Source organism: Clostridium sp. ZS2-4 (assembly GCF_026719745.1).
Lineage (GTDB): Bacteria > Bacillota > Clostridia > Clostridiales > Clostridiaceae > Clostridium_H.
In genome coordinates, this window is sequence record NZ_JAPPRQ010000011.1 from 197,974 (window position 1) to 219,097 (window position 21,124).

17 protein-coding genes are annotated in these 21,124 nt (G+C 30.4%); 14 read left to right on the plus strand and 3 right to left on the minus strand.

Going from position 1 to position 21,124, the window contains the following annotated elements; all coding sequences use genetic code 11:
- The first annotated feature begins 8 nt into the window (after positions 1-8).
- Genes flhA through OIO11_RS02135 form a run of 9 tightly spaced genes read left to right on the plus strand, consistent with a single transcriptional unit; the run spans position 9 to position 7,946 of the window.
- A complete protein-coding gene (flhA, locus tag OIO11_RS02095) occupies positions 9-2,090 on the plus strand; it encodes a flagellar biosynthesis protein FlhA (protein WP_268069683.1) in 2,082 nt (693 codons plus the stop codon).
- Positions 2,087-3,244 (plus strand): flagellar biosynthesis protein FlhF, encoded by a 1,158-nt coding sequence (gene flhF, locus OIO11_RS02100; protein WP_268069684.1) that lies wholly within the window; start codon positions 2,087-2,089, stop codon positions 3,242-3,244. Before flhA ends, flhF begins: the two co-directional genes overlap by 4 nt.
- Positions 3,238-4,137, plus strand: coding sequence for a MinD/ParA family protein (locus OIO11_RS02105; protein ID WP_268069685.1), 900 nt, complete (start codon positions 3,238-3,240; stop codon positions 4,135-4,137). The genes flhF and OIO11_RS02105 overlap by 7 nt, the downstream gene beginning before the upstream one ends.
- A 12-nt stretch (positions 4,138-4,149) precedes the next feature.
- A complete protein-coding gene (locus OIO11_RS02110; protein WP_268069686.1) occupies positions 4,150-4,806 on the plus strand; it encodes a flagellar brake protein in 657 nt (218 codons plus the stop codon).
- 2 nt (positions 4,807-4,808) lie between these two features.
- Positions 4,809-5,552, plus strand: coding sequence for a FliA/WhiG family RNA polymerase sigma factor (locus OIO11_RS02115; RefSeq protein WP_268069687.1), 744 nt, complete (start codon positions 4,809-4,811; stop codon positions 5,550-5,552).
- Complete coding sequence (locus tag OIO11_RS02120) at positions 5,553-6,104, plus strand: hypothetical protein (protein ID WP_268069688.1); 552 nt, start codon at positions 5,553-5,555, stop codon at positions 6,102-6,104.
- Between the two features lie 32 nt (positions 6,105-6,136).
- Entirely contained in the window at positions 6,137-6,328 is a 192-nt protein-coding gene (locus tag OIO11_RS02125) for a hypothetical protein (RefSeq protein ID WP_268069689.1), read from the plus strand.
- Positions 6,325-7,104 (plus strand): flagellar hook-basal body complex protein, encoded by a 780-nt coding sequence (locus tag OIO11_RS02130; protein WP_268069690.1) that lies wholly within the window; start codon positions 6,325-6,327, stop codon positions 7,102-7,104. Before OIO11_RS02125 ends, OIO11_RS02130 begins: the two co-directional genes overlap by 4 nt.
- 26 nt (positions 7,105-7,130) lie before the next feature.
- The gene (locus OIO11_RS02135; protein ID WP_268069691.1) at positions 7,131-7,946 is read left to right on the plus strand and encodes a flagellar hook-basal body complex protein; all 816 of its coding nucleotides are present in this window, start codon (positions 7,131-7,133) and stop codon (positions 7,944-7,946) included.
- A 163-nt stretch (positions 7,947-8,109) separates the two neighbouring features.
- Here the strand turns inward: OIO11_RS02135 and OIO11_RS02140 are convergent, their stop codons facing one another.
- Positions 8,110-9,744: a putative manganese-dependent inorganic diphosphatase gene (locus tag OIO11_RS02140; protein ID WP_268069692.1), complete on the minus strand. Its 1,635-nt coding sequence runs from the start codon at positions 9,742-9,744 to the stop codon at positions 8,110-8,112.
- A gap of 358 nt (positions 9,745-10,102) precedes the next feature.
- On the opposite strand from OIO11_RS02140, the gene OIO11_RS02145 reads away from it, so the two are divergent.
- The gene (locus tag OIO11_RS02145; protein WP_268069693.1) at positions 10,103-12,646 is read left to right on the plus strand and encodes a calcium-translocating P-type ATPase, SERCA-type; all 2,544 of its coding nucleotides are present in this window, start codon (positions 10,103-10,105) and stop codon (positions 12,644-12,646) included.
- Between the two features lie 42 nt (positions 12,647-12,688).
- Here OIO11_RS02145 and OIO11_RS02150 read toward each other — a convergent pair whose 3' ends face one another.
- A complete protein-coding gene (locus tag OIO11_RS02150; RefSeq protein WP_268069694.1) occupies positions 12,689-13,102 on the minus strand; it encodes a hypothetical protein in 414 nt (137 codons plus the stop codon).
- A gap of 300 nt (positions 13,103-13,402) precedes the next feature.
- Here OIO11_RS02150 and OIO11_RS02155 point away from each other — a divergent pair, with 300 nt between their 5' ends.
- Positions 13,403-15,691 carry an AAA family ATPase gene (locus tag OIO11_RS02155; RefSeq protein WP_268069695.1) on the plus strand — a complete coding sequence of 763 codons (2,289 nt, stop codon included), beginning with the start codon at positions 13,403-13,405 and terminating at the stop codon, positions 15,689-15,691.
- 94 nt (positions 15,692-15,785) lie between these two features.
- Here the strand turns inward: OIO11_RS02155 and ychF are convergent, their stop codons facing one another.
- Positions 15,786-16,883 (minus strand): redox-regulated ATPase YchF, encoded by a 1,098-nt coding sequence (ychF, locus tag OIO11_RS02160; protein ID WP_268069696.1) that lies wholly within the window; start codon positions 16,881-16,883, stop codon positions 15,786-15,788.
- A gap of 525 nt (positions 16,884-17,408) precedes the next feature.
- On the opposite strand from ychF, the gene rsmH reads away from it, so the two are divergent.
- The 3 genes from rsmH to OIO11_RS02175 are packed head-to-tail and all read left to right on the plus strand — an operon-like array spanning position 17,409 to position 21,050.
- On the plus strand, positions 17,409-18,338 hold the full coding sequence (gene rsmH / locus OIO11_RS02165; RefSeq protein ID WP_268069697.1) for a 16S rRNA (cytosine(1402)-N(4))-methyltransferase RsmH: 930 nt from the start codon (positions 17,409-17,411) through the stop codon (positions 18,336-18,338).
- A 27-nt stretch (positions 18,339-18,365) separates the two neighbouring features.
- A complete protein-coding gene (locus OIO11_RS02170) occupies positions 18,366-18,860 on the plus strand; it encodes a hypothetical protein (protein WP_268069698.1) in 495 nt (164 codons plus the stop codon).
- 15 nt (positions 18,861-18,875) lie between these two features.
- Positions 18,876-21,050, plus strand: coding sequence for a stage V sporulation protein D (locus OIO11_RS02175; RefSeq protein WP_268069699.1), 2,175 nt, complete (start codon positions 18,876-18,878; stop codon positions 21,048-21,050).
- Positions 21,051-21,124 lie beyond the last annotated feature (74 nt).

Below are 21,124 nucleotides of genomic sequence, written 5' to 3' on the forward strand. Positions count from 1 at the left end.
AGTAAAGGGTGAGCGCTTTGGAAAATGCTAAAAACATAAATTTAAAATTAAAAGAGTATTTAGATATTATAGTAGCTTTCGGGGTTATAGGAATAGTTCTTATGATAATTATTCCACTTGATCCAAATATTTTGGATGTTTTGTTGGCACTAAATATAACAGTTTCTTGTGTAATTATACTATTGACCATGTTTACTACAGAGGTACTGCAATTTTCTGTATTTCCAACATTACTTTTGATTACTACTCTCTTTAGATTGGGACTTAATATATCTTCTACAAGGCTTATATTAAGAGATCACTATGCTGGAGAAATAATTGAGACTTTTGGAAGCTTTGTTGTTGGGGGAAATTATGTAGTCGGAGTAATTATATTTTTAATAATCGTAATAATTCAATTTGTTGTAATTACTAATGGAGCAGGTAGAGTTTCAGAGGTTTCAGCAAGATTTACATTAGATGCCATGCCGGGAAAACAGATGAGTATAGATGCAGACCTTAATGCAGGGCTTATATCAGAAACAGATGCCAGAGCAAGACGTGAAAAAATCCAGGAAGAAGCTAATTTTTATGGAGCTATGGATGGTGCATCTAAGTTTGTAAAGGGAGATGCAATAGCTGGTATAGTTATAACAATTATCAATGTTATAGCAGGAATTATCATAGGTGCAGGAATGGAAGGCATGCCAATAGGTGATGCAGTTACTACCTATGTAAGACTTACAATAGGGGATGGACTTGTTGGACAAATACCAGCACTTTTAATATCAACAGCTTCAGGTATATTAGTTACTCGTTCAGCAAGTAATGAAAATTTTGGTAATTTGTTAGCAAAGCAATTAACTGGATTTCCAAAGGTTTTGGGGATTTCTTCCACAGTGTTATTGTTCTTGGTGTTTATTCCTGGAATGCCTATATTTGCCTTCTTGATTTTATCAGCTGCAACAGGAGCAAGTGCTTATTTCCTATATAAGGAGGAGCAAGAAAAGGCTATGCTTCAAATTCAGACTGAGCAGGAAGAAATAATTGAAACGGAAAAAAGAGAGCCTGAAAATGTTACTAGTTTGATTTCTGTTGAACCTATGGATATAGAAATAGGATATGGATTAATACCTCTTGCAGATGAAGGTTCTGGAGGGGACTTACTTCAAAGAATATCATCAGTAAGGCGTCAATGTGCAATTGAAATGGGTATAATAGTACAGCCAATAAGAATAAGAGATAATCTTCAAATAAGAACAAATGAGTATGTGATAAAGATAAGAGGGACAGTTATAGCAAAATCTGAGCTTATGCCAAATATGATTTTGTGTATGGACCCAAGTGGTGAAGAAATACCACTTCAAGGAATTAAGACCATGGAACCTACTTTCGGACTTCCAGCACTTTGGATTAATAATGATCAAAGAGAAGATGCTGAAATTAAGGGATTAACAGTTGTAGACCCTACTACAGTAATGGTAACCCATTTAACTGAAACAATAAAAGCACATGCTTATGAACTGTTGGGAAGACAGGAAACCAAGATAATTTTAGATACTGTTAAAGAAAAATATGATACTGTTGTAGAAGAACTTATTCCAGACTTAATGACTATTGGAGAGATTCAAAAGGTTTTACAAAATCTTTTAAAGGAAAAGGTATCTATAAAGGACATGGTTACTATACTGGAATCTTTAGCAGATAACTCAAGAAGCACCAAGGATATAGAAGTCTTAACTGAGTACGTAAGGTTTGCTCTGGCAAGGAATATTTGCAATTCGTTGGTAGATGAAAATGGAATGATTACTGTGGCAGTTCTTTCTCCAGAATTGGAGGATTTAATTGGAAGTAACATTCAGAAGTCTATGCAGGGTTCTTTCCCAGCAGTAGATCCTGAAATTACAGGAAGAATTTTTGAATCAATTAAAAATGTATTGGATACTGTTCACTTCTATGGAAATCAACCTGTAATTCTTGTATCGCCAAAAATAAGACCGGCGTTTAGAAAGTTAACAGAAATGGTATTTCCTCATATAAGCATATTATCGTTAAATGAGATACCGAATGATATAGAGATTAGAACTGAAGGAGTTGTGACTTACCAATGATAATAAAGAAATATATAGTCAACAACATGAATGAAGCAATGAACAGAATTAGATATGAATTAGGTCAGGATGCTGTTATAATCAGTCAAAGGAAAATTAAAAGATCAGGAATTAAAGGTTTTTTTTCACCTAAAGTCATTGAAGTTACAGCGGCTGTGGATAATAAAAATGATGTTCAGAAGGATGTTAAAAGCAGTATTGATGCAATAAAAAAAGTTTTTCAGAATGAAGAGTATAAAAGTGAAAACAAGGAAAAGGAAGACAAGCCAAGAGAAGTGAAGAAAGATGAAGTCGAAAGAAATAATGATAAGGGTCAAGAAGATACGGATAAGCTGTTGAAAGAGATGCAGGAAATGAAGGAAATTATACATAGTTTAGCAGGGGAAACAAAAGAAGAGAAGAAAAGTAAGCTGCAAGAAAAATTAGAGGATAATGACGTAAATAATAATATAATAGATAAGATTTTATCTAAAGCAAATAATATGGATAAAGAGCTTCAGGATGAGGAAAGGCTTAAACTTGCCATAAGAGATATGATACAAATTTCTAATGACAATCTTCAAGAGGTTGTGGTTCTAGTTGGACCAACTGGAGTTGGAAAAACAACAACTATTGCAAAACTTGCAGGTAGACTTGCTCTTATGGAAAAGAAAAAAGTGGGACTCATAACTGTGGATACATATAGAATTGGTGCAGTAGAACAATTGAGCACTTATGCAGATATTATGAATATAGCGTTTAAGACAGTTGTTTCGGCAAAAGATATGGAAAATGCATTAGAAGGCATGAAGGATTGCGATATAGTTTTAATTGATACTACTGGTAGAAGCAGCAAAAATGCAATGCAAATTGGAGAACTCAATACTTTTATTCAAAAGGCCAATACAAAAAATATATATTTAGTCATCAGCTGTACCACAAAAGATAAAGATATTGAGGCTATTATAGAGGGATATAAGGTTCTTAATTTTAATAATGTAGTTATTACCAAATTAGATGAAACTACTACCTATGGTTCTATACTTAATATTTTAGATACGGCAGGTAAACCTCTTAGTTTTATAACTACGGGACAAAACGTACCAGATGACATTAAAAAGTTAAGCTGTGAAGAAATTACTAACCTTGTTTTGGGAGAGGAAACTATATGCTAGATCAAGCAGAAAGACTTAGACAATTATTTCAAGAAAGAAATTTACAAACTTTTAGTGAAGATAGTGAGAGTAAAGATGTATTTTCAAGCACTGTTTCTAAAATTATTACTGTCACTTCTGGAAAAGGAGGGGTTGGTAAAAGTAACTTTGTTGTTAATCTTGGAATTACCCTTCAAAAAATGGGTAAATCAGTATTGATATTTGATGCTGATGTGGGCATGGGAAATGATGACGTATTAATGGGATTCTTACCAAAATATAATGTATATGATATAATTTTTAATGAGATGGAAATTGAGGAAGTAATTATAGAAGGACCCTATGGAATAAAACTTTTACCTGGAGGTTCAGGAGTAAATAGGATTGAAGAGATAAGTGAAATGCAGAGAGAGAGATTTTTGAATAAATTAGGCTCTCTTAAAGAATTCGATTTTATTTTAATGGATACTGGAGCTGGTATAAACAAAAGTGTTTTAGGTTTTATACATTGTTGTGATGAACTTATTATAATTACTACCCCGGAGCCTACTTCTTTAACAGATGCATATAGCCTGGTAAAAGCTGTTACCCATTTAAGAATAAAATCTACAGCAAAAGTAATAATAAACAGGGTTATGGATTATAAAGAAGGGCAAATAACTTTTAATAAATTTAATAAGGCTACTTCAAAATTTTTGAATATAAGTATGCAGTACTTAGGCAGTATTAAAGAAGATAGAAAACTTATACAAGCTGTTAGACAACAGAAGCCTTTTGTCATAACTTATCCTGATTGTGAGGCAGCAGAAGATATCAGGAAAGTAGCATTAAGGCTGTGTGGAAGTAATGATGGTAATAAAAAGAAAATGGGAATACAAGGATTATTTAAGAAAATCTTTAATGTTTTTACATAAGGAGGATAAAACATGAATGAAATGAAATTTAAACTTAATAATAAAGTTGAAATAATTTACGGAGATGATATATATACTTGTGATGTACAAGATGTTAAAGATGGACATTTGGCTGTAAGCATTCCTATAAGAGATAATCAATATTTACCGTTGCAAAAGGGTGAAAGAATAGATGTGCTTTATTATGAGGGAACATGCTTATATGAGTTTAGCTCTGTAGTATCTGCCAGACAAAGATCCAATATACCTTTACTTTGGATAGTGATACCTAAAAGAGTCAAAAAAATTCAGCGAAGAAAATATGTACGTGTTTCAGTACTTATCAATGTAAAATGGGCTGTAATTCCTAAAGAATTTTTATTTAATAAAGAGAATTTTTCAAAATTGAAATTTTTCGAAGGTACAGCTGTTGATTTAAGCGGTGGAGGATTAAGACTGATAATAAAACATAAGGTTGAAATGAATACTGATTTAATTATGGTATTGCCTTTTAACGATAGTGGAATGCTTGTTAAGGGGAAAGTTATGAGACTCGACCAAGATGAAATGAAGAACATAATATGTGGAATAAATTTTGTGGAGGTAAAAGCATCTGAGCAAGAAAAAATAATAGGATATGTTTTTGGAGTAATGAGAGAACAAATGAAAAAAGGATTGAAGGAGGAGTAAATATGTCCATAGCTACCAATTTAGATGTGAGAGAGCAGCTTGTAAAAAAATATATACCTCTTGTAAAGTATATTGCCTCAAGAGTTATTATTGGTAAAAGTAAATATATTGAATTTGATGATTTGCTGGGTTATGGAATGGTTGGTCTTATGGATGCCTTGAATAAGTTTGATGAGAGTAAAGGAATGAAATTTTCAACATATGCTTCCATAAGAATAAGAGGTTCTATGATAGACGAAATTAGAAAAAATAGTCCTATATCAAAAGGGGCTATGGATAAGTTAAACCGATATAATAATGCAGTTGATATGCTGCAGAAAAGAAACTTGAAAGAACCAAATAGTAAGGAAATCGCTGAAGAACTTGGTATGTCAATCAATCAAGTAGGTCAAATAGAAAACTATATTAATTATATTTCAGTAGTTTCTTTAGAAGATTTAATATTCTCTGAAGATGATGATATGCTTTTAATTGGAACAATAGAAGATAAAAAAAGTCCAAATCCAGAAAAGACTGTTGAAGAAAATGAACAAGTGGAATATCTGGGAAAAGCTATAGAACTGCTTAAGGAAAAGGATAGAACAGTATTATCTTTATACTATTATGAAGAACTTACTTTAAAAGAAATTGGAAGTATTTTAGGAGTGTCAGAATCAAGAGTTTGTCAATTACATAGCAGATCCATAGTCAATCTTAGAAAAATGATGACTAAGCTTAAATATGACATAAATAAAAGAGGTGAATAAATGTTTACCACTATTATTTTATTTATAACTGGAACTTTGCTAATTTTCTTAAACATTAGAGCAATTAACAAAGAGAAGAATTCCTTTTCAGGAATTTTGAGTGAAACTTCTAGTAATATGAAAGACTTTGAAGTAGAAATAGGAAAGCTAAGAAGAGAATTTGCAGAAACAATTTTAGAACTGCAAACTGAAATTTCTGATTTAGAGAAAAAGCTAGAAGAGAATTCAAGTATAAATCATAATACATATATTGAAGAACATAATGGAATAGATAAAAAAAATTTAGATAAAGAACTGGAGTATCATAAAGATACGAAAGAAATTTACGATAAAAAAAATATAGATATTGAAAAAAATAATACAAACATGGAAAATGATGAAAACAAGACAGAAGATAGAAATGATAAAAGAATTAAAGAAAAAAATAATAGCATTAAGATTAAAGAAATTGAGAAACTCATGGAAAAGGGCTTGAGTATTGAAGAAATTGCTGATAGTCTTAAAATCAGTAAGGGGGAAATACTATTAATAAAGGAATTATATTTAGAATAAAAGGTGTAATAGATTTTTTAAGTGATAGAAAGGTGCTTTTAGGTATTGGAATTGGGATGATTATTGGTACAACTCTTATGACTAATGCTAAGAAAAGAGTTGAGTTGTCGCAGTATCAAATTGAAATGAAAGCAAGAGAATATGGAATGGAATATAAAGATGAATATAAGGTCATTGAAAGAAAAAACAATCAAAACACTAATAATGAGGATGTGAAAAAATGATTAGAGGGATATATACTGCTGTCTCCGGACTCATAACACAAGAAGCCAGACAGGATGTTATAAGTAATAATTTAGCTAATGCTAATACTGTTGCTTATAAAAAAGAGAATTTGATAGCAAAAAAATTTGATGATGTAATGATACAAAACTATGATAAGGTTGTTAATGGAAAGAATGTAAAGAATGTTATTGGAAGCTTATCTATGGGAAGTAAAATAGATGAAACATATGCAGTTTATGACGAAGGAGTTATTGAGACTACAGGTAAAGATACTGATTTTGCGATTCAAGGCCAAGGGTTTTTTTCAGTAATTCGTGATAATGGTATTAATGAAAATACATATTATACAAGAGATGGACATTTTCATATAAATGGTATGGGGTATTTGGTTAATGATACTGGAGACAGGGTTTTGGGTAAAAATTCTCAAACGGGTGTTTTAGAGCCAATTTATGTGGGTAATGGCAAGGTTAAATGTGATGAAAATGGGAATATGTTTATAAATAATCGTCCCTCTTATAAATTATATACAACAGATTTCGATGATTACAATTCTTTAAAAAAAGTAGAAGATAATTTGTATACAGGAGAAAATCCTACTGAGATAAATAATAATAAGCTGCATCAAGGCTGTTTGGAAAAATCAAATGTGGACGTTATGAGAGAAATGGTAGACATGATGATGACTATAAGAACTTTTGAAAGTAATCAAAAAGTTGTACAAACTTTAGATGAAACTTTAGGGAAAGCTGTAAATGAAGTAGGAAGAGTTTAAAGAATAGTAAAATAGGCGGTGGAGATGTGATTAGAAGTATATGGAATTCCAGAAGCGGTATGTCTGCACAGATGGAAAAATTAGATGCTATATCAAATAATTTATCTAATGTTAATACTAGTGGATACAAAAGAATTGATGTAAGTTTTCAGAGCTTAGTTCAAGAAACTTTAAAGAGAGATGGATATCCTGTTAATGATGGAGTTAGTGATAAAGATGCGCCTTTTACTGGAACCGGGGTTAAAACTAATGGATTTTATAAGGATAATTCACAGGGTACTTTAATGCAGACTAACAGTAATACAGACTTAGCAATAGATGGAGAAGGGTTTTTTAAAGTAATTGATTCAAATGGGAAGGAAGCTTACTTAAGAAGTGGAGTATTTCAAATAGATTCTAATGGAAAGGTAGTAGATTCTAATGGAAATGCATTAGTAATATTAAATGGAAATGGACAAAATGTAAATACGGAAAATGGCAACATAAAATTTGAAAAGGAATCTTTTAAAGTTGATGAAAATGGTGATATTTTAGGAAATAAGTATGGAAATTTAAAAATACCTGTTTTTAACACAGTAGGTCAAAATTCAATGAAGAGTATAGGTGAAAATTTATATTCGCCTGAGATGGTTGTTAATAATAACGGAGATGAAGTACAATCAGAAGTATATATGAGTAATAATGCCGATATACTTCAAGGATATATTGAAAATTCAAATGTTGATATTGCAAAAGAAATGTCAGACATGATTATAACTCAAAGAGCTTTTCAATTAAATTCAAGTGCACTGAAAACTGCTGATGAAATGTGGCAGATGTCTAATAACTTAAGAGGAAGATAAAATTATTTCAATTTTCAACAAATTTGAAATTTAATTAGTTTATTTAGAAAAGAACCTAGACATAGATAAATTCTATATTTAGGTTCTTTTAAGTTTTTTATTTAAGTTTTTCTGTGAGAAAAACTTCCATTATCGTCCACTATCAATTTTTAATTGCTTATACTTAATCTATTGCTGCTGTCAATGGTGGAATTACTTGTTTTTTTCTAGAAAGCAGATCAGGAATATAAGCTCTATTATTTTCTAGGTGTATATTGAATGCTTTTTCAACAATATCCAGCTTTTTACCTACAGCAATTAATTCAGAACCATTTTGAATTATGTCTGTTAGCATTAAGATAACTAAATCGTATTTGTCAGAGTTACATTTATTGTTCATATACTCAAGCATTTCTTCTCTCATTGGTTCAAAACCTTCTAAATCCATTGTGCTGACTTGAGCTACACCTATTTTATTATCTGATATAGTGAAGGTTTTGAAATCTTGGTTAAAAATCTCATCTATAGTTTTGCCAGTCAGTGAAGTTCCAGCTTTAAACATCTCATTGGCATAGCTTTCTGTATTTATGTCAGCTATTTTAGAAAGCCTCTTTAAGATTAATTTATCAACGTTAGTAGATGTTGGTGATTTGAATAACAGTGTATCTGAAATAATTGCACTGCACAATAATCCAGCAGCTTGCTTGGATGGTCTTATTCCATTTTCAAAGAACATGGATGCTACTATTGTAGCTGTACTTCCTACTGGTTCATTTCTAAAATAAATTGGGTGTCCAGTTTGTATATCTGCAAGTCTGTGGTGATCAACAATTTCTAGAATTTCAGCATCTTCAAGACCATCTACAGATTGAGACATTTCATTATGGTCAACAAGAATAACTTTTTTATCCCTTTGAGAAATTAAATGATATCTAGATATAGTACCTAAAATCTTATTGTTGGAATCCAAAACAGGATAACTTCTAAATCTTGTCTTTCCCATAATTTCTTTTACATCTTCAACAAATTCATCAGTTCTAAAGAAAACTACATCATCTTTAGTCATTACATATTTTACAGGTATACTTTGGATTATCATTCTGGAAGCTGTAAATGAATCAAAAGGTGTAGCTATTATTGAACATCCATTTTCAGCAGCTTTTTCAACTATTGAAGGGTGAATTTCATGATTACCTGCAACAATCATTAGAGCAGCTTTACCATCTATTATAATTTCCTGAGCATCGGTTCTATCACCGCAAATAGCAATATCGCCTTCTTCTAAAACATTTTTTATACCTTCTGGATTCATTGCAGCAACAATGATTTTACCTTCAAATTTTGAAGTTTTATCATTAGAATATACAGCTTTACCTGATAAAGTATCTAAAATATTTTCAAAAGTTGTTTCACTTTTACCAAGTATGTAGTTATCCCATATATCCATATATGCTGATGTTAAATTTGAAAGGCTTACAACTCCTGAAAACATATCATCTCCATTCACTACAGGAATAGTTTTCATATTGTTTTTCTTCATTATATTCCAAGCAGTTTTTAAAGATATTTCAGGAGATATTGGAGCTACCTTATCCATATCTAAATCTTCAACTTTAGCTTTCAGGGTATCTATAAGTGTTGGCTTTTCAACTTCAAAATAATCTAAAGCAAATTGAGTTTCTTTACTTACATTACCTAGTCTAATTGGAATAGCTTGTACATTCTGGGTTTTGTTCTTAAATTCCGCATAGGCAATAGCAGAACATATGGAATCTGTATCAGGATTCTTATGTCCTGTTATATAGATTACGTCTTTCATAAAATGTGTACCTCCTAATAAGTAATAAAAATTTCTTTTAATATTTTACCACAAAAACATGGAATTTTATTATTTTTATAAAAAAATATAATTTTTTCATAAGATAGCATACAGTGTTCATATATATTTATAAGAATATAAACAATATTCTAGTAACCAGTAGTCAATCCCCAGTCTCCAGATAAGGGTATTTTGCTAATGCAAAATTAAAATAAAGCAAAAGAAAATTGAAAATACATAAGTTATTATCTTAAAGTATCCTTTAATTTAAATTTATTTAACTTTTATTAATTCCCTTTTCTTTTTTGCTGGGGATTGGTAACTGGCGACTGGGGACTATAAGAAGAGGGGGAAGAACATGATTAGTGAAAAAAATTTGATGAGGGGTTTAACTCTGGATGAAGTGGATAAGAGATTAAAGCAGTATGGTTTGAATGTACTGGAGAAAAAAAAGAAAGTTTCTTCTATAAAGATATTTATTGAGCAGTTTAATGATTTCATTATTTGGGTATTGATTGGAGCTACTATAATTTCAGCTATTATGGGAGAAAAAGCTGATTCAATAACTATAATCATAATAGTTGTAATGAATGCAGTTCTAGGGTTCATACAGGAATATAAAACAGAGAAATCCTTGGAAGCATTAAAGCAGCTGGCGGCTCCAACGGCTAAAGTTATAAGAAATAATGAGGTAAAGGTTGTTAATGCTGAGTTCTTGGTTCCAGAGGATTTGGTTGTATTAGAAAGTGGTGATAGAATACCAGCTGATTGTATTCTTGTTGAAGGTAATGATATGCTTATTGATGAATCCTTACTTACAGGAGAATCAGTAGGCGTGGAGAAGAGCTGTGATAGCAAGAACAATGATGTATACATGGGAACTATAATTTTAAGAGGAAAGGGCATAGCTAGAGTAACTCATACAGGTATGAATACTGAAATGGGAAAAATAGCAAATATGCTTCAAAATATAGAAACAGAAAAATCACCTTTAAAGAAGAAGCTAGCAGATCTTGGTAAGGTTTTAATTATATTGTGTATTGCAATATGTTTAATAGTTACTGTATTAGGCATAGCAAGAGGACAAGATAAATATCAAATGTTCCTTCTAGGTGTTAGTTTGGCGGTGGCAGCAATACCAGAAGGGATGGCTGCAATTGTTACTGTAGCCTTAGCACTTGGAGTTTCTAGAATGCTAAAGAGAAAAGCACTTGTAAGAAAATTGCCAGCGGTAGAAACTTTGGGATGTACTTCTATAATATGTAGTGACAAAACTGGAACTTTAACTCAAAATAATATGACTGTAGAGAAGATATATTTTAGTAAAAAAGTTTATGATGTTAATAAGCAAAGTAGTTTAAATTGTGAAATACTTAAAAAAGCCTTTGTGTATTGCAATGATTGTAGCTATGATTTTAGTGAGAAAAATTTTGAAAAGAGTTTATTAGGAGATCCTACAGAAACTGCGTTGATAAAAGTATTTTTTAAAGATAGTAAAAACATTAAAAATTTTTTAGCAAAAGCTAATAGGAATTATGAAATCCCCTTTGATTCTAATAGAAAAATGATGTCTGTTATTGTTACAGAAGGCAATAAAAAAGTATGTTACGTAAAAGGAGCTCCTGAAAGAATCATAGAAAAATGCAAATATATATTAGTTGAAGATAATATAATTCCTCTTACTGGAGAGCATAAGAGAAAAGTTATAAATCAGGTTGAAGAAATGTCTTTTAATGCTTTGAGATGCATTGCTGCAGCATATAAAGAAAAAGATGTAATTAAAGGCAGTAGGATGGAAGAAAATTTAATATTTTTAGGAATAGCAGGAATGAAAGATCCACCAAGACTAGAAGCTAAAAATGCAGTTTTAAAATGCAAAATGGCAGGTATAAGGCCTGTTATGATAACAGGAGATCATAAAAATACAGCTTATGCTGTGGCTAAAGAACTGCATATATGTAAGGATGTTTCGCAGGTGATTACAGGAGAGGAATTAGATGAATTATCAGAAAAAGATTTACAAAAAAAGATCAGGTCCGTTTCAGTGTTTGCAAGAGTTAGTCCTAAACACAAGCTTAGAATTGTTAAAGCTTTTAAGAAAAAAAATAACATCGTAGCTATGACAGGAGATGGGGTAAATGATGCTCCAGCTGTAAAAGAAGCTGATATAGGAATATCTATGGGAATATCAGGAACAGATGTTACCAAAGAAGCATCATCAATGATATTATTAGATGATAATTTTGCAACTATTGTTTCAGCAGTGGAGGAAGGAAGGATAATATATGACAATATTAGGAAATTCATCAGGTATTTATTGTCTTGTAATCTGGGAGAAGTATTAACCATGTTTTTATCATCTTTATTTTATTTGGAAACGCCGCTGCTTCCTATACAGATTTTATTTGTAAATTTGGCTACTGATGGACTGCCAGCCATAGCTTTAGGTGTTGACCCTCCAGATAAAGATATAATGACCCAAAAACCAAGAGAAAAAAATGAAAGTGTATTTGCAAGGGGACTTAAAGAAAAAATTTTACTAAGAGGAACATTGATTGGTATATGTACTATATTTGCTTTTTTAGCAGGAAAGTACTATGGAATGAATCTACAAAGCTGTAGAACCTTGGCATTGGGAACCCTTATAATATCACAGCTTATACATGTATTTGAATGTAGATCTGAAAATCATTCCATATTTGAAATAAAGCTTTTTACTAATATTTATTTAGTAGGAGCAGTTGGAGTATCAATTTTAATGCTTATATCTATAATATATATTCCATTTTTACAGGAAATTTTTCATACAGTACCTTTAAACTTAGGGCAATGGGTTATAGTTATTTTCTTTTCCAGCTTTATTTCTTTTGTTAATAGTTTATACTTGTTGCTTAGGAAATAGAAAAAACGTTGATTTTTATCAACGTTTTTTCTAAATTACAGTTTAACGATATTTAATCTTTTGAGCTTGTTGAAGTTTTTTCATAGCATCCCCTTCAACAGGCACTAATTGCTTCTTGGTAGTTAAATTCATAATATTAAGCACTTGAATATTTTCTCTATCAGTATCACCTTTTTTACCTTTAAGACCTTGAATTAATACTGAGTTACCTTGATTAAGTACCATGAACTCAGGTTTCTTGAACCATCTGTTTTTCTTATAAGAGCATTTTGTAATATTTTTACTTCTATCAGGTTTTACTAATATTGTTACAGTAAGCTTATGAAAAATCCAAAGGATTGATTTTTCTTCAACCTTTACTGAAATTACTTTTCCTTGTGCTTGGGTAAGTCTATCACCATATTTTTTAAAGTAAGATTTTGTATATTGTTCGGATAATTTTTCTCTAAAACCCATTTAAATAGCTCCTTTACATATAAATTCTATATATGATAACAATTAAAGTAAATTATAACTAAAATTTATTATATCATACTATGTTTTTTTTTAAAATAGCTAATTATAGTTTTACCCATAACCATTGATATATGTAACCATTAAAAAATGTAAATTTGGTACAAGCAAGAACACTTAATGTTGAAATATTAGATATATAATCGTAAATATTTCATTATATTTTAATATTTATATTAAAATATGTTCCTAAAATAACAATTTTAGAATATTAATATAATAAGTGAAGAAAGGGGGAGAAATATGAGTATAGAATTATTATCCCAAGATGCAGTATATAAATTTGATGTTGAAAATATAAATTTAGATGATAAGAATTGTAATTTACCAGAATATACAGGAGACGTATACGATAAAATAGAGTCTGCTTTAAATATAAATAAAGAAGGATATAATATTTTTTTGATAGATGATTTTTCAAAAAATAAATTGAATAATATAAAAGACTTTATAAATAAAATATTTAAATACAGAGATAAACCTCAAGATATAGTTTATGTTATTAATGAAGACCCTGACAAACCTTTTCCACTATTTCTTTCAAATGGAAAGGGTATAAGATTAAAAGAAACTGTTGAAGAGCTCCAGGAGATATATATAAAAGCTTCATATGAATTTTATACTAGTTCAGTATGTAAGGAAAAAGAAGAAATAATTGAAAATATTCAAAAAAAGAGAAATGAACTTATTACTGAATTGATGGATAGTGCTCACGATAAGGGATTTGAAATAAGATCTACCAATAAAGGTTTCACATTCATACCTTTAAAAGGTGAAGAAATAATGACAGAAAGAGAGTACGATGAATTAGATGCTGCCAAGAAAGAAGAAATATTGAATAAGGTTAGTGAATTAAAAAATAAATCACAGAAAATACTAGAAGGCTTGAAAGACATAGAATTAACTGAATTAGTTAAGATTAAAAAACTTATGGAAGAATATTTGAGTGAAGAAGCAAAAGAAATAAAGGGAATATTTATAGAAGAATTTGAAAATGATACAAAAGCTTTGCAACTATTGGAAGAAATGACTGGCGATATAGAAAAAGATATTTGTGAAAATTATTCTATGGTATATGAAGATGATGAAGATAGAATCAATGAGATAATAATAAAATATGATGTGAATGTTTTAGTAGATAACAGTAAATGTGAGACACCTGGAGTAATTTTTGAAGAAGATCCTAGTATTACAAATTTATTAGGAAGCATTGAGTATAAAAATCAAAATGGAACTTATGTAACGGACGTTTCTTTAATAAAGGCAGGTTCTATTTTAAAAGCAAATGAAGGATGTTTAATTATACGAGCTAATAGCTTGCTTGCTAATGCAAATGCCTATTATAATCTAAAAAAGACTATTTTGAGTGAAAAGGTGAGTTTTGATTCAAGTAGAGGATACATTGAATTATTGTCCTTGAGAGGATTAGAACCTGAACCTCTTAAGATTAAAGAAAAAATTATTATGATTGGTGATTATGAAACATATGATATATTGTATAATTACGATGATGACTTTAGAAAAATATTTAAGATAAAAGCACAGTATAGACCGATAGTTGAAGTTAATGACGATACTAAAGTTTCATTATTGGGAAGTATACAAAAAATTTGTAATGATAATAAATTAAATTCTTTAGATAAGGGTGCAATTAGAGAAGTTGCAAAATTTTTATCCAGAAAAGCAGAGCATAAAGAAAAAATACTTTTTAATGATGAGGAGTTAAGCAAAATTTTAATGCTTTCTAATAATAAGGTTATCTGTGAAAACAGAGATACAATTACTGCAAAAGACATAATTGATATAGCTTATATGGAGGACTTGATAGAGAAAGAGATTAGAGAAGTATATAAAGAAGATAAAATATTGTTAAAGGTAAAAGACAAGCAAATTGGTCAAATTAATGGTCTGTCAGTTTTAGATTCTGGATATTTTTGCTTTGGAAAACCAATAAGAATAACATGTTCCTGTTACAAAGGTGAAGGAGAAATAATAGATGTTCAAAAACAAAGTGAATTAAGTGGTAATATTCACTGTAAAGCGGTTAATATTTTAAAAGGATTAATTAGTGAACTTTTTGGAAAATACAATAGACTTCCAGTTAATTTCCATTTGAGTTTTGAACAGATTTATGGGAAAATTGACGGAGATAGTGCCTCAGTAGCTGAGCTCGTTTGTATGATTTCTGCTTTAAGCAATATTTCTATTAAACAGAATATAGCAGTTACAGGTTCTCTAAACCAATTTGGAGAAGTACAACCAATTGGGGGGGTCAATGAAAAAATAGAGGGATTTTTCAAAATATGCAAAGAAATTGATAATGTTCATGGAAAAGGAGTACTTATCCCATATCAAAATAAGAATAATATAGTTTTGAACAGGGAAGTTGAAAAGGCTATAGAAGAAGGAAAATTCCATATATACGTTATGAAGAATATTGAAGATGCTATTGAGGTTTTAATGAGTGATTACAGAACAGTTATTTCTGCAGCAAAAAAAGAATTGAAAAAATATGGTAAAAAGACTGTATAGCAAAAAACCCTTGATTATAACAGAGTAATCAAGGGTTACATTTAGTTATTTAATTGAAATTTTTTATTAATAAACATAGAGTATTTAACTTAAATTATACGTTAAATCTAAAATGTACTACATCACCGTTCTGCATAATGTAATCTTTACCTTCAAGTCTGTAGAAGCCTTTTTCTCTAGCAGCTGATTCTGAACCGCATTCAACAAGTTTATCATAAGATATTATTTCAGCTCTTATAAATCCTCTTTCAATATCTGAGTGGATTTTGCCTCCGGCCTGAGGTGCCTTTGTACCTATTTTAATGGTCCAAGCTCTTATTTCTTGTTGCCCGGCAGTTAAGAAACTCATAAGTCCAAGAAGATGGTAACTTGAACTAACTAATTTATTTAATCCAGGTTCAGTTAATCCATATTCAGAAAGCATTTCATCTCTTTCTTCATCTTCAAGAGTAGATAATTCTTCTTCTATTTTAGCACAAATAGTTACAACCTCAGAATTTTCTTCTTCTGCATAAGCCTTTACTTTTTTCACAAATTCATTTTCTGTATTACCTGCTAATAAATCATCTTCAGATATGTTAGCTACATATAATATAGGTTTTGAAGTTATTAAGAAGAAAGTTTTTATAACAGCAGCTTCTTCTTCAGTAGTTTCTAAAGTTCTAACTGGTTTGTTGTTTTCTAGATGAGCTTTTACTTTTTCAAGTAGTTCTAATTCAATTTTAGATTCTTTATTTCCACTGCGAGCAGTTTTCTTAGTTCTCTCTATTCTTCTGTCTACAACTTCAAGATCTGCAAAAATCAGCTCAAGATTTATTGTTTCTATATCTCTAATAGGATCTACAGAACCTTCAACATGAACAACATTGTCATCACTGAAGCATCTAACTGTATGAACAATTGCTGCAACTTCTCTTATGTGTGATAAGAATTTATTACCAAGTCCTTCTCCCTTGCTGGCTCCTTTAACAAGTCCAGCTATATCGTAAAATTCAACAGCTGCATAAACCTTTTTTTTAGAGTTATACATTTGTAGAAGTACATCTAATCTTTCATCAGGGACAGATACAACTCCTATATTTGGTTCTATTGTACAAAAAGGATAATTTGCAGATTCTGCTCCAGCCTTTGTTATTGCATTGAACAAGGTACTTTTTCCTACATTGGGTAAACCAACGATTCCTAATTTCATCTATGTACATTCCTTTCTATTCTATTCTATGAGTATAATTTCCTAATAAATTATACTCTAGATTAGTTACTATTTCAAGAAAGTTAGAATTACAGATATATATAAGCAAGTCGATTTTTGGAGTATTATAGTAGAATTACCCAATATTTTGTTTTGATGAGAAAAAATCAAAAAATCATATGTTCTGTAGCATTAGATGATTCCTGGCTTCTACAAAAAAAAACATAAAATGAGTTTAATATATTTTAAAATTAAATTAAAAAAGATAATTTTTTAGGAGGACTTTTTGATTTCATATAGAATAATATATTAGAAAATATCGTTAAAGAATAGAAAAAAGGTAAGAAGCTGCAATACAAAGTTTTTTAGAATACGAATAAATATAAAAGGAAATATTAAGTATTGAAGTAATGATACGAATAGAAATAAGGGGCAAAGAAAAATAGAGAGTACAATACTTACAATATAGATTTTAATGAAATTAAGAAAAAAATCAGTCGATTTGGAATATATAAGGAGAAAATTATGGAATTTAAACATATATCAGTATTATTAAATGAGGTTATTGAATCACTAAATATAAAAGAGGATGGAATATATGTAGATTGTACATTAGGTGGAGCTGGACACAGCAGTGAGATACTTAAACGTTTATCCAACAAAGGAAGATTAATAGGGATAGATCAGGATACTAATGCGCTTCAGGCTGCTAAAGAAAAACTTAAAGATTACGAAAATGTAACCTATGTACATGATAATTTTTATAACATTGACTCTATTTTAAAAGAACTAAAGATCGATAAAGTTGATGGAATCTTAATGGATTTGGGAGTTTCTTCATATCAACTTGATACAGCAGAAAGAGGATTCAGTTATATGAAGGATGCTCCTCTGGATATGAGAATGAATAGAGAAAAAGGTTTTTCAGCTTATAATGTAATTAATGAATATAGTGTAAGTGAACTTTTTAGAATAATGAGAGATTATGGAGAAGAAAAGTTTGCAAAAAGAATTGCTGATTTTATAGTGAGGGCTAGAGAAATAAAACCCATAGAGACCACTTTAGAGTTAGTAGATATAATTAGGGCTGCAATACCTGCTAGATTTCAAAAGGGTGGGCATCCTGCTAAAAGGACATTTCAAGCCATAAGAATAGAAGTAAACAGTGAACTTACAATATTGGATAAGGCTGTTGGGGATAGTATAAACAATTTGAATAAAAATGGAAGACTTTCAATTATAACCTTCCATTCTTTAGAAGATAGAATAATAAAGAATAAATTTAAGGATTTGGAGAATCCTTGTACATGTCCAAAAGAATTTCCAATTTGTATTTGTGGGAAAACTCCAATTGTTAAAGTAATTACGAAAAAACCTATAGAGCCTACAGATGAGGAAAAAGAAATTAATTCAAGAAGTAAGAGTGCGAAGCTTAGGGTAGCGGAAAAAATTTAGTTCTAAATTAGAAATGGGGGGAATAAAGTGATAGTAACAAATAAAAACAATCCAGTCAATGGTAATAATGCTTTGGTACCTGATTTTAAACCTTCAAGGAATACAATAGAGAGAAAATATAAAGAACTGGAAACTTCTAAAAGAGAACATAAAAAAATCAATAAACAAAAACGTGTAAAGAAGAAAGCAATAGTATTAAAGAATGTACTATTAGCATTTACAGTGGGAGTAATATTGGTTTATAGATATTCTTTAATTTATGATATGGAGAAAAATATTATAGATACAAAAAAAGAAATATCTGCTATAAATGCTGAAAATGAAAATTTAAGAATAGGACTGCTTAAATTCAATAATATTAAAGAAATTGAGAAAATATCTGTTGGGCAGTTGAATATGATTCCTAAAAGTAAAACTAACGTTGTATATATTGATTTGCAAAAAAATAATTTTAAAAAAGTTGAAGAAAATAAGGAAAAAGGTGGTAGCTTTATAGAAAAATTAAAGAAGATTCTGTTCTAACGGAGGTAAGTAAGTGTGGTAAAAAAAGAATACAGAGACAAAGTTATAATAAAGCGAAGGATGCTGTTTGTTTTCTGCATACTTTTGCTTTTGTTTTTTGGATTGGCTGGTAGATTGTCCTATCTTACAATAGTAAAATCTCATGACTATAAGAGTATTGCAGAAAATCAATGGACCAGTGATGTTAAAATTGAGGCCAGACGTGGGAAAATACTTGATAAAAATGGACATGAACTTGCTGTAAGTGCAAACGTGTATAGAGTAGATTTGGATATGAATACTCTTAGAACAACACAGCAAGATAAGAATTTAACGGATGAGGATGTAGCTGTTAAGTTATCAGGGGCATTAAGCATGGAAAAAGATCAGGTGTTGAAGATATTACATAAAAAGTTACCTAGTGGATTGCCTCTTGGTTCGGCTACTTTAAAGCGAAGAATTGAAAAGGACGAAGCCGATAAGGCTAGAGATTTAAAGATTCGCGGTGTCATAGTTTCTCCAGACACCAGAAGATATTATCCTAATAATAACTTTTTAGCACATGTGTTAGGGCATACAAGATCGGATGGAGAAGGACTAACGGGAGTTGAACTGACTTATAATAAATATTTGGCTGGTATTCCAGGTGTTAAAATAGCAGAAACGGATAACAAAAGTCAGGATTTGCCTTATACAATTTCAGAATATACCAGACCTGTTCCGGGAAAGGATGTTGTACTTACTATAGATGATATGATTCAGCATTTTTGTGAAAAATCAGCAGAACAGGCCTTAAAGGATAATAAGGCTAAAACTGTTACAATTATTGCAATGAATCCTAAAAATGGAGAAGTATTAGCTATGGCAAATAAGCCGGATTATAATCCTAACTCTCCATGGGTAGAGGGAAAAACCTTTAATGAATTGCAGAAGGATTGGAGAAATAGAGCTGTAAGTGATACTTTTGAGCCGGGATCAATTTTTAAAGTTATAACTGCTACAGCAGCTATGGAAGAAAAGGTAATAGATGAAGAAAATTATCAGATTACTTGTAACGGAAGTACAACTATTGGTAAAAGAACCATACATTGTTGGAAAAGAACTGGACATGGAACAGAAAGCTTTGTTGATATTTTAAAAAATTCTTGCAATGTGGGCTTTATGGATTTGGGAAGAAAATTAGGTGCAGAGAAATTGAACAATTATATTCAAAAATTTGGCTTTGGCAAAAAAACAGGAATAGACCTTCCAGGTGAAGCTGCTGGTATTATAAAGAAAACAGCAAATATAAGTGAAACAGATTTAGCTACAATTTCATTTGGACAAACAAATACCTTGACAGGTATACAGTATATAACTGCTTTAAATGCTATAGCTAATGGGGGTACGTGGATTAAACCGCATATTATGAAGGAAATAGTTCATTATGATGAGAATAATCAAAAAATTGTTGATGAAAAATTTGAGGATGATGGAAAGAAACAAGTAGTTGATAAAGGAGTTGTGGATAGGCTAAGAGGATACCTTGAGAAGGTTGTTTCAGAAGGTGGAGGAAGTAAGGCTTTTGTTGAAGGATATAATATAGCTGGAAAAACAGGGACAGCTCAAAAGGTTATAAATGGAAAGTATGCTTCAGGAAAGTATATTGCTTCTTTTGGAGGTATGGCTCCAGCTGAAGATCCAAAGATAACAATATTTATTTCAATTGATGAGCCGGACCCATCTAACTATTATGCAGGTCAAATTGCTGCACCGGTTGCTAAACAGGTATTTACAGATATATTCAATTATATAGCCTTAAAAGAAGGCGAATCAGATAATGTAGTATTAAAGAGTGTTGTTGTTCCAGAAGTTAGGGGTATGAAAAAAAGTGAAGCAGTAAAAGTTTTAAAGGAAGCCAAATTAAATTTTGAAATTGACGATAAAGGGGAGTATATTACTGATATAACACCTAAACCAGGCTGCACTGTAGATGAAGGAAGGAAAATAGTACTTTACAGTGGAACATCCTCAAATTATAATAAGGAAGTAGTAGTCCCAAATGTGAAAGGATATAGTAAGGAAAAAGCAATAGAACTATTAAATGGGTTAGGAATAGAAGCAAAAGTTATTGGCAATGGAGTAGTTTTAGATCAGAGTATCAGTGCTGGTCAAAAAGTAAATAAAGGTACAACGACTATTGTTCTTAAATTGCAGGAGATAGGGGACTAAGTCGAATTTACAATAAGTATGTAAAAATAAGATATGTGATTAGTATAATATTATACTAATCACATTAATTTGTA

What these genes read in the sequence shown, in the direction of transcription:
- flhF (WP_268069684.1), top strand. Translation starts at nt 2,087, where the DNA reads ATGATAATAAAGAAATATATAGTCAACAACATGAATGAAGCAATGAAC.
- OIO11_RS02105 (WP_268069685.1), top strand. Translation starts at nt 3,238, where the DNA reads ATGCTAGATCAAGCAGAAAGACTTAGACAATTATTTCAAGAAAGAAAT.
- OIO11_RS02110 (WP_268069686.1), top strand. Translation starts at nt 4,150, where the DNA reads ATGAATGAAATGAAATTTAAACTTAATAATAAAGTTGAAATAATTTAC.
- OIO11_RS02115 (WP_268069687.1), top strand. Translation starts at nt 4,809, where the DNA reads ATGTCCATAGCTACCAATTTAGATGTGAGAGAGCAGCTTGTAAAAAAA.
- OIO11_RS02120 (WP_268069688.1), top strand. Translation starts at nt 5,553, where the DNA reads ATGTTTACCACTATTATTTTATTTATAACTGGAACTTTGCTAATTTTC.
- OIO11_RS02130 (WP_268069690.1), top strand. Translation starts at nt 6,325, where the DNA reads ATGATTAGAGGGATATATACTGCTGTCTCCGGACTCATAACACAAGAA.
- OIO11_RS02140 (WP_268069692.1), bottom strand. Translation starts at nt 9,744, where the DNA reads ATGAAAGACGTAATCTATATAACAGGACATAAGAATCCTGATACAGAT.
- OIO11_RS02145 (WP_268069693.1), top strand. Translation starts at nt 10,103, where the DNA reads ATGATTAGTGAAAAAAATTTGATGAGGGGTTTAACTCTGGATGAAGTG.
- OIO11_RS02150 (WP_268069694.1), bottom strand. Translation starts at nt 13,102, where the DNA reads ATGGGTTTTAGAGAAAAATTATCCGAACAATATACAAAATCTTACTTT.
- OIO11_RS02155 (WP_268069695.1), top strand. Translation starts at nt 13,403, where the DNA reads ATGAGTATAGAATTATTATCCCAAGATGCAGTATATAAATTTGATGTT.
- ychF (WP_268069696.1), bottom strand. Translation starts at nt 16,883, where the DNA reads ATGAAATTAGGAATCGTTGGTTTACCCAATGTAGGAAAAAGTACCTTG.
- rsmH (WP_268069697.1), top strand. Translation starts at nt 17,409, where the DNA reads ATGGAATTTAAACATATATCAGTATTATTAAATGAGGTTATTGAATCA.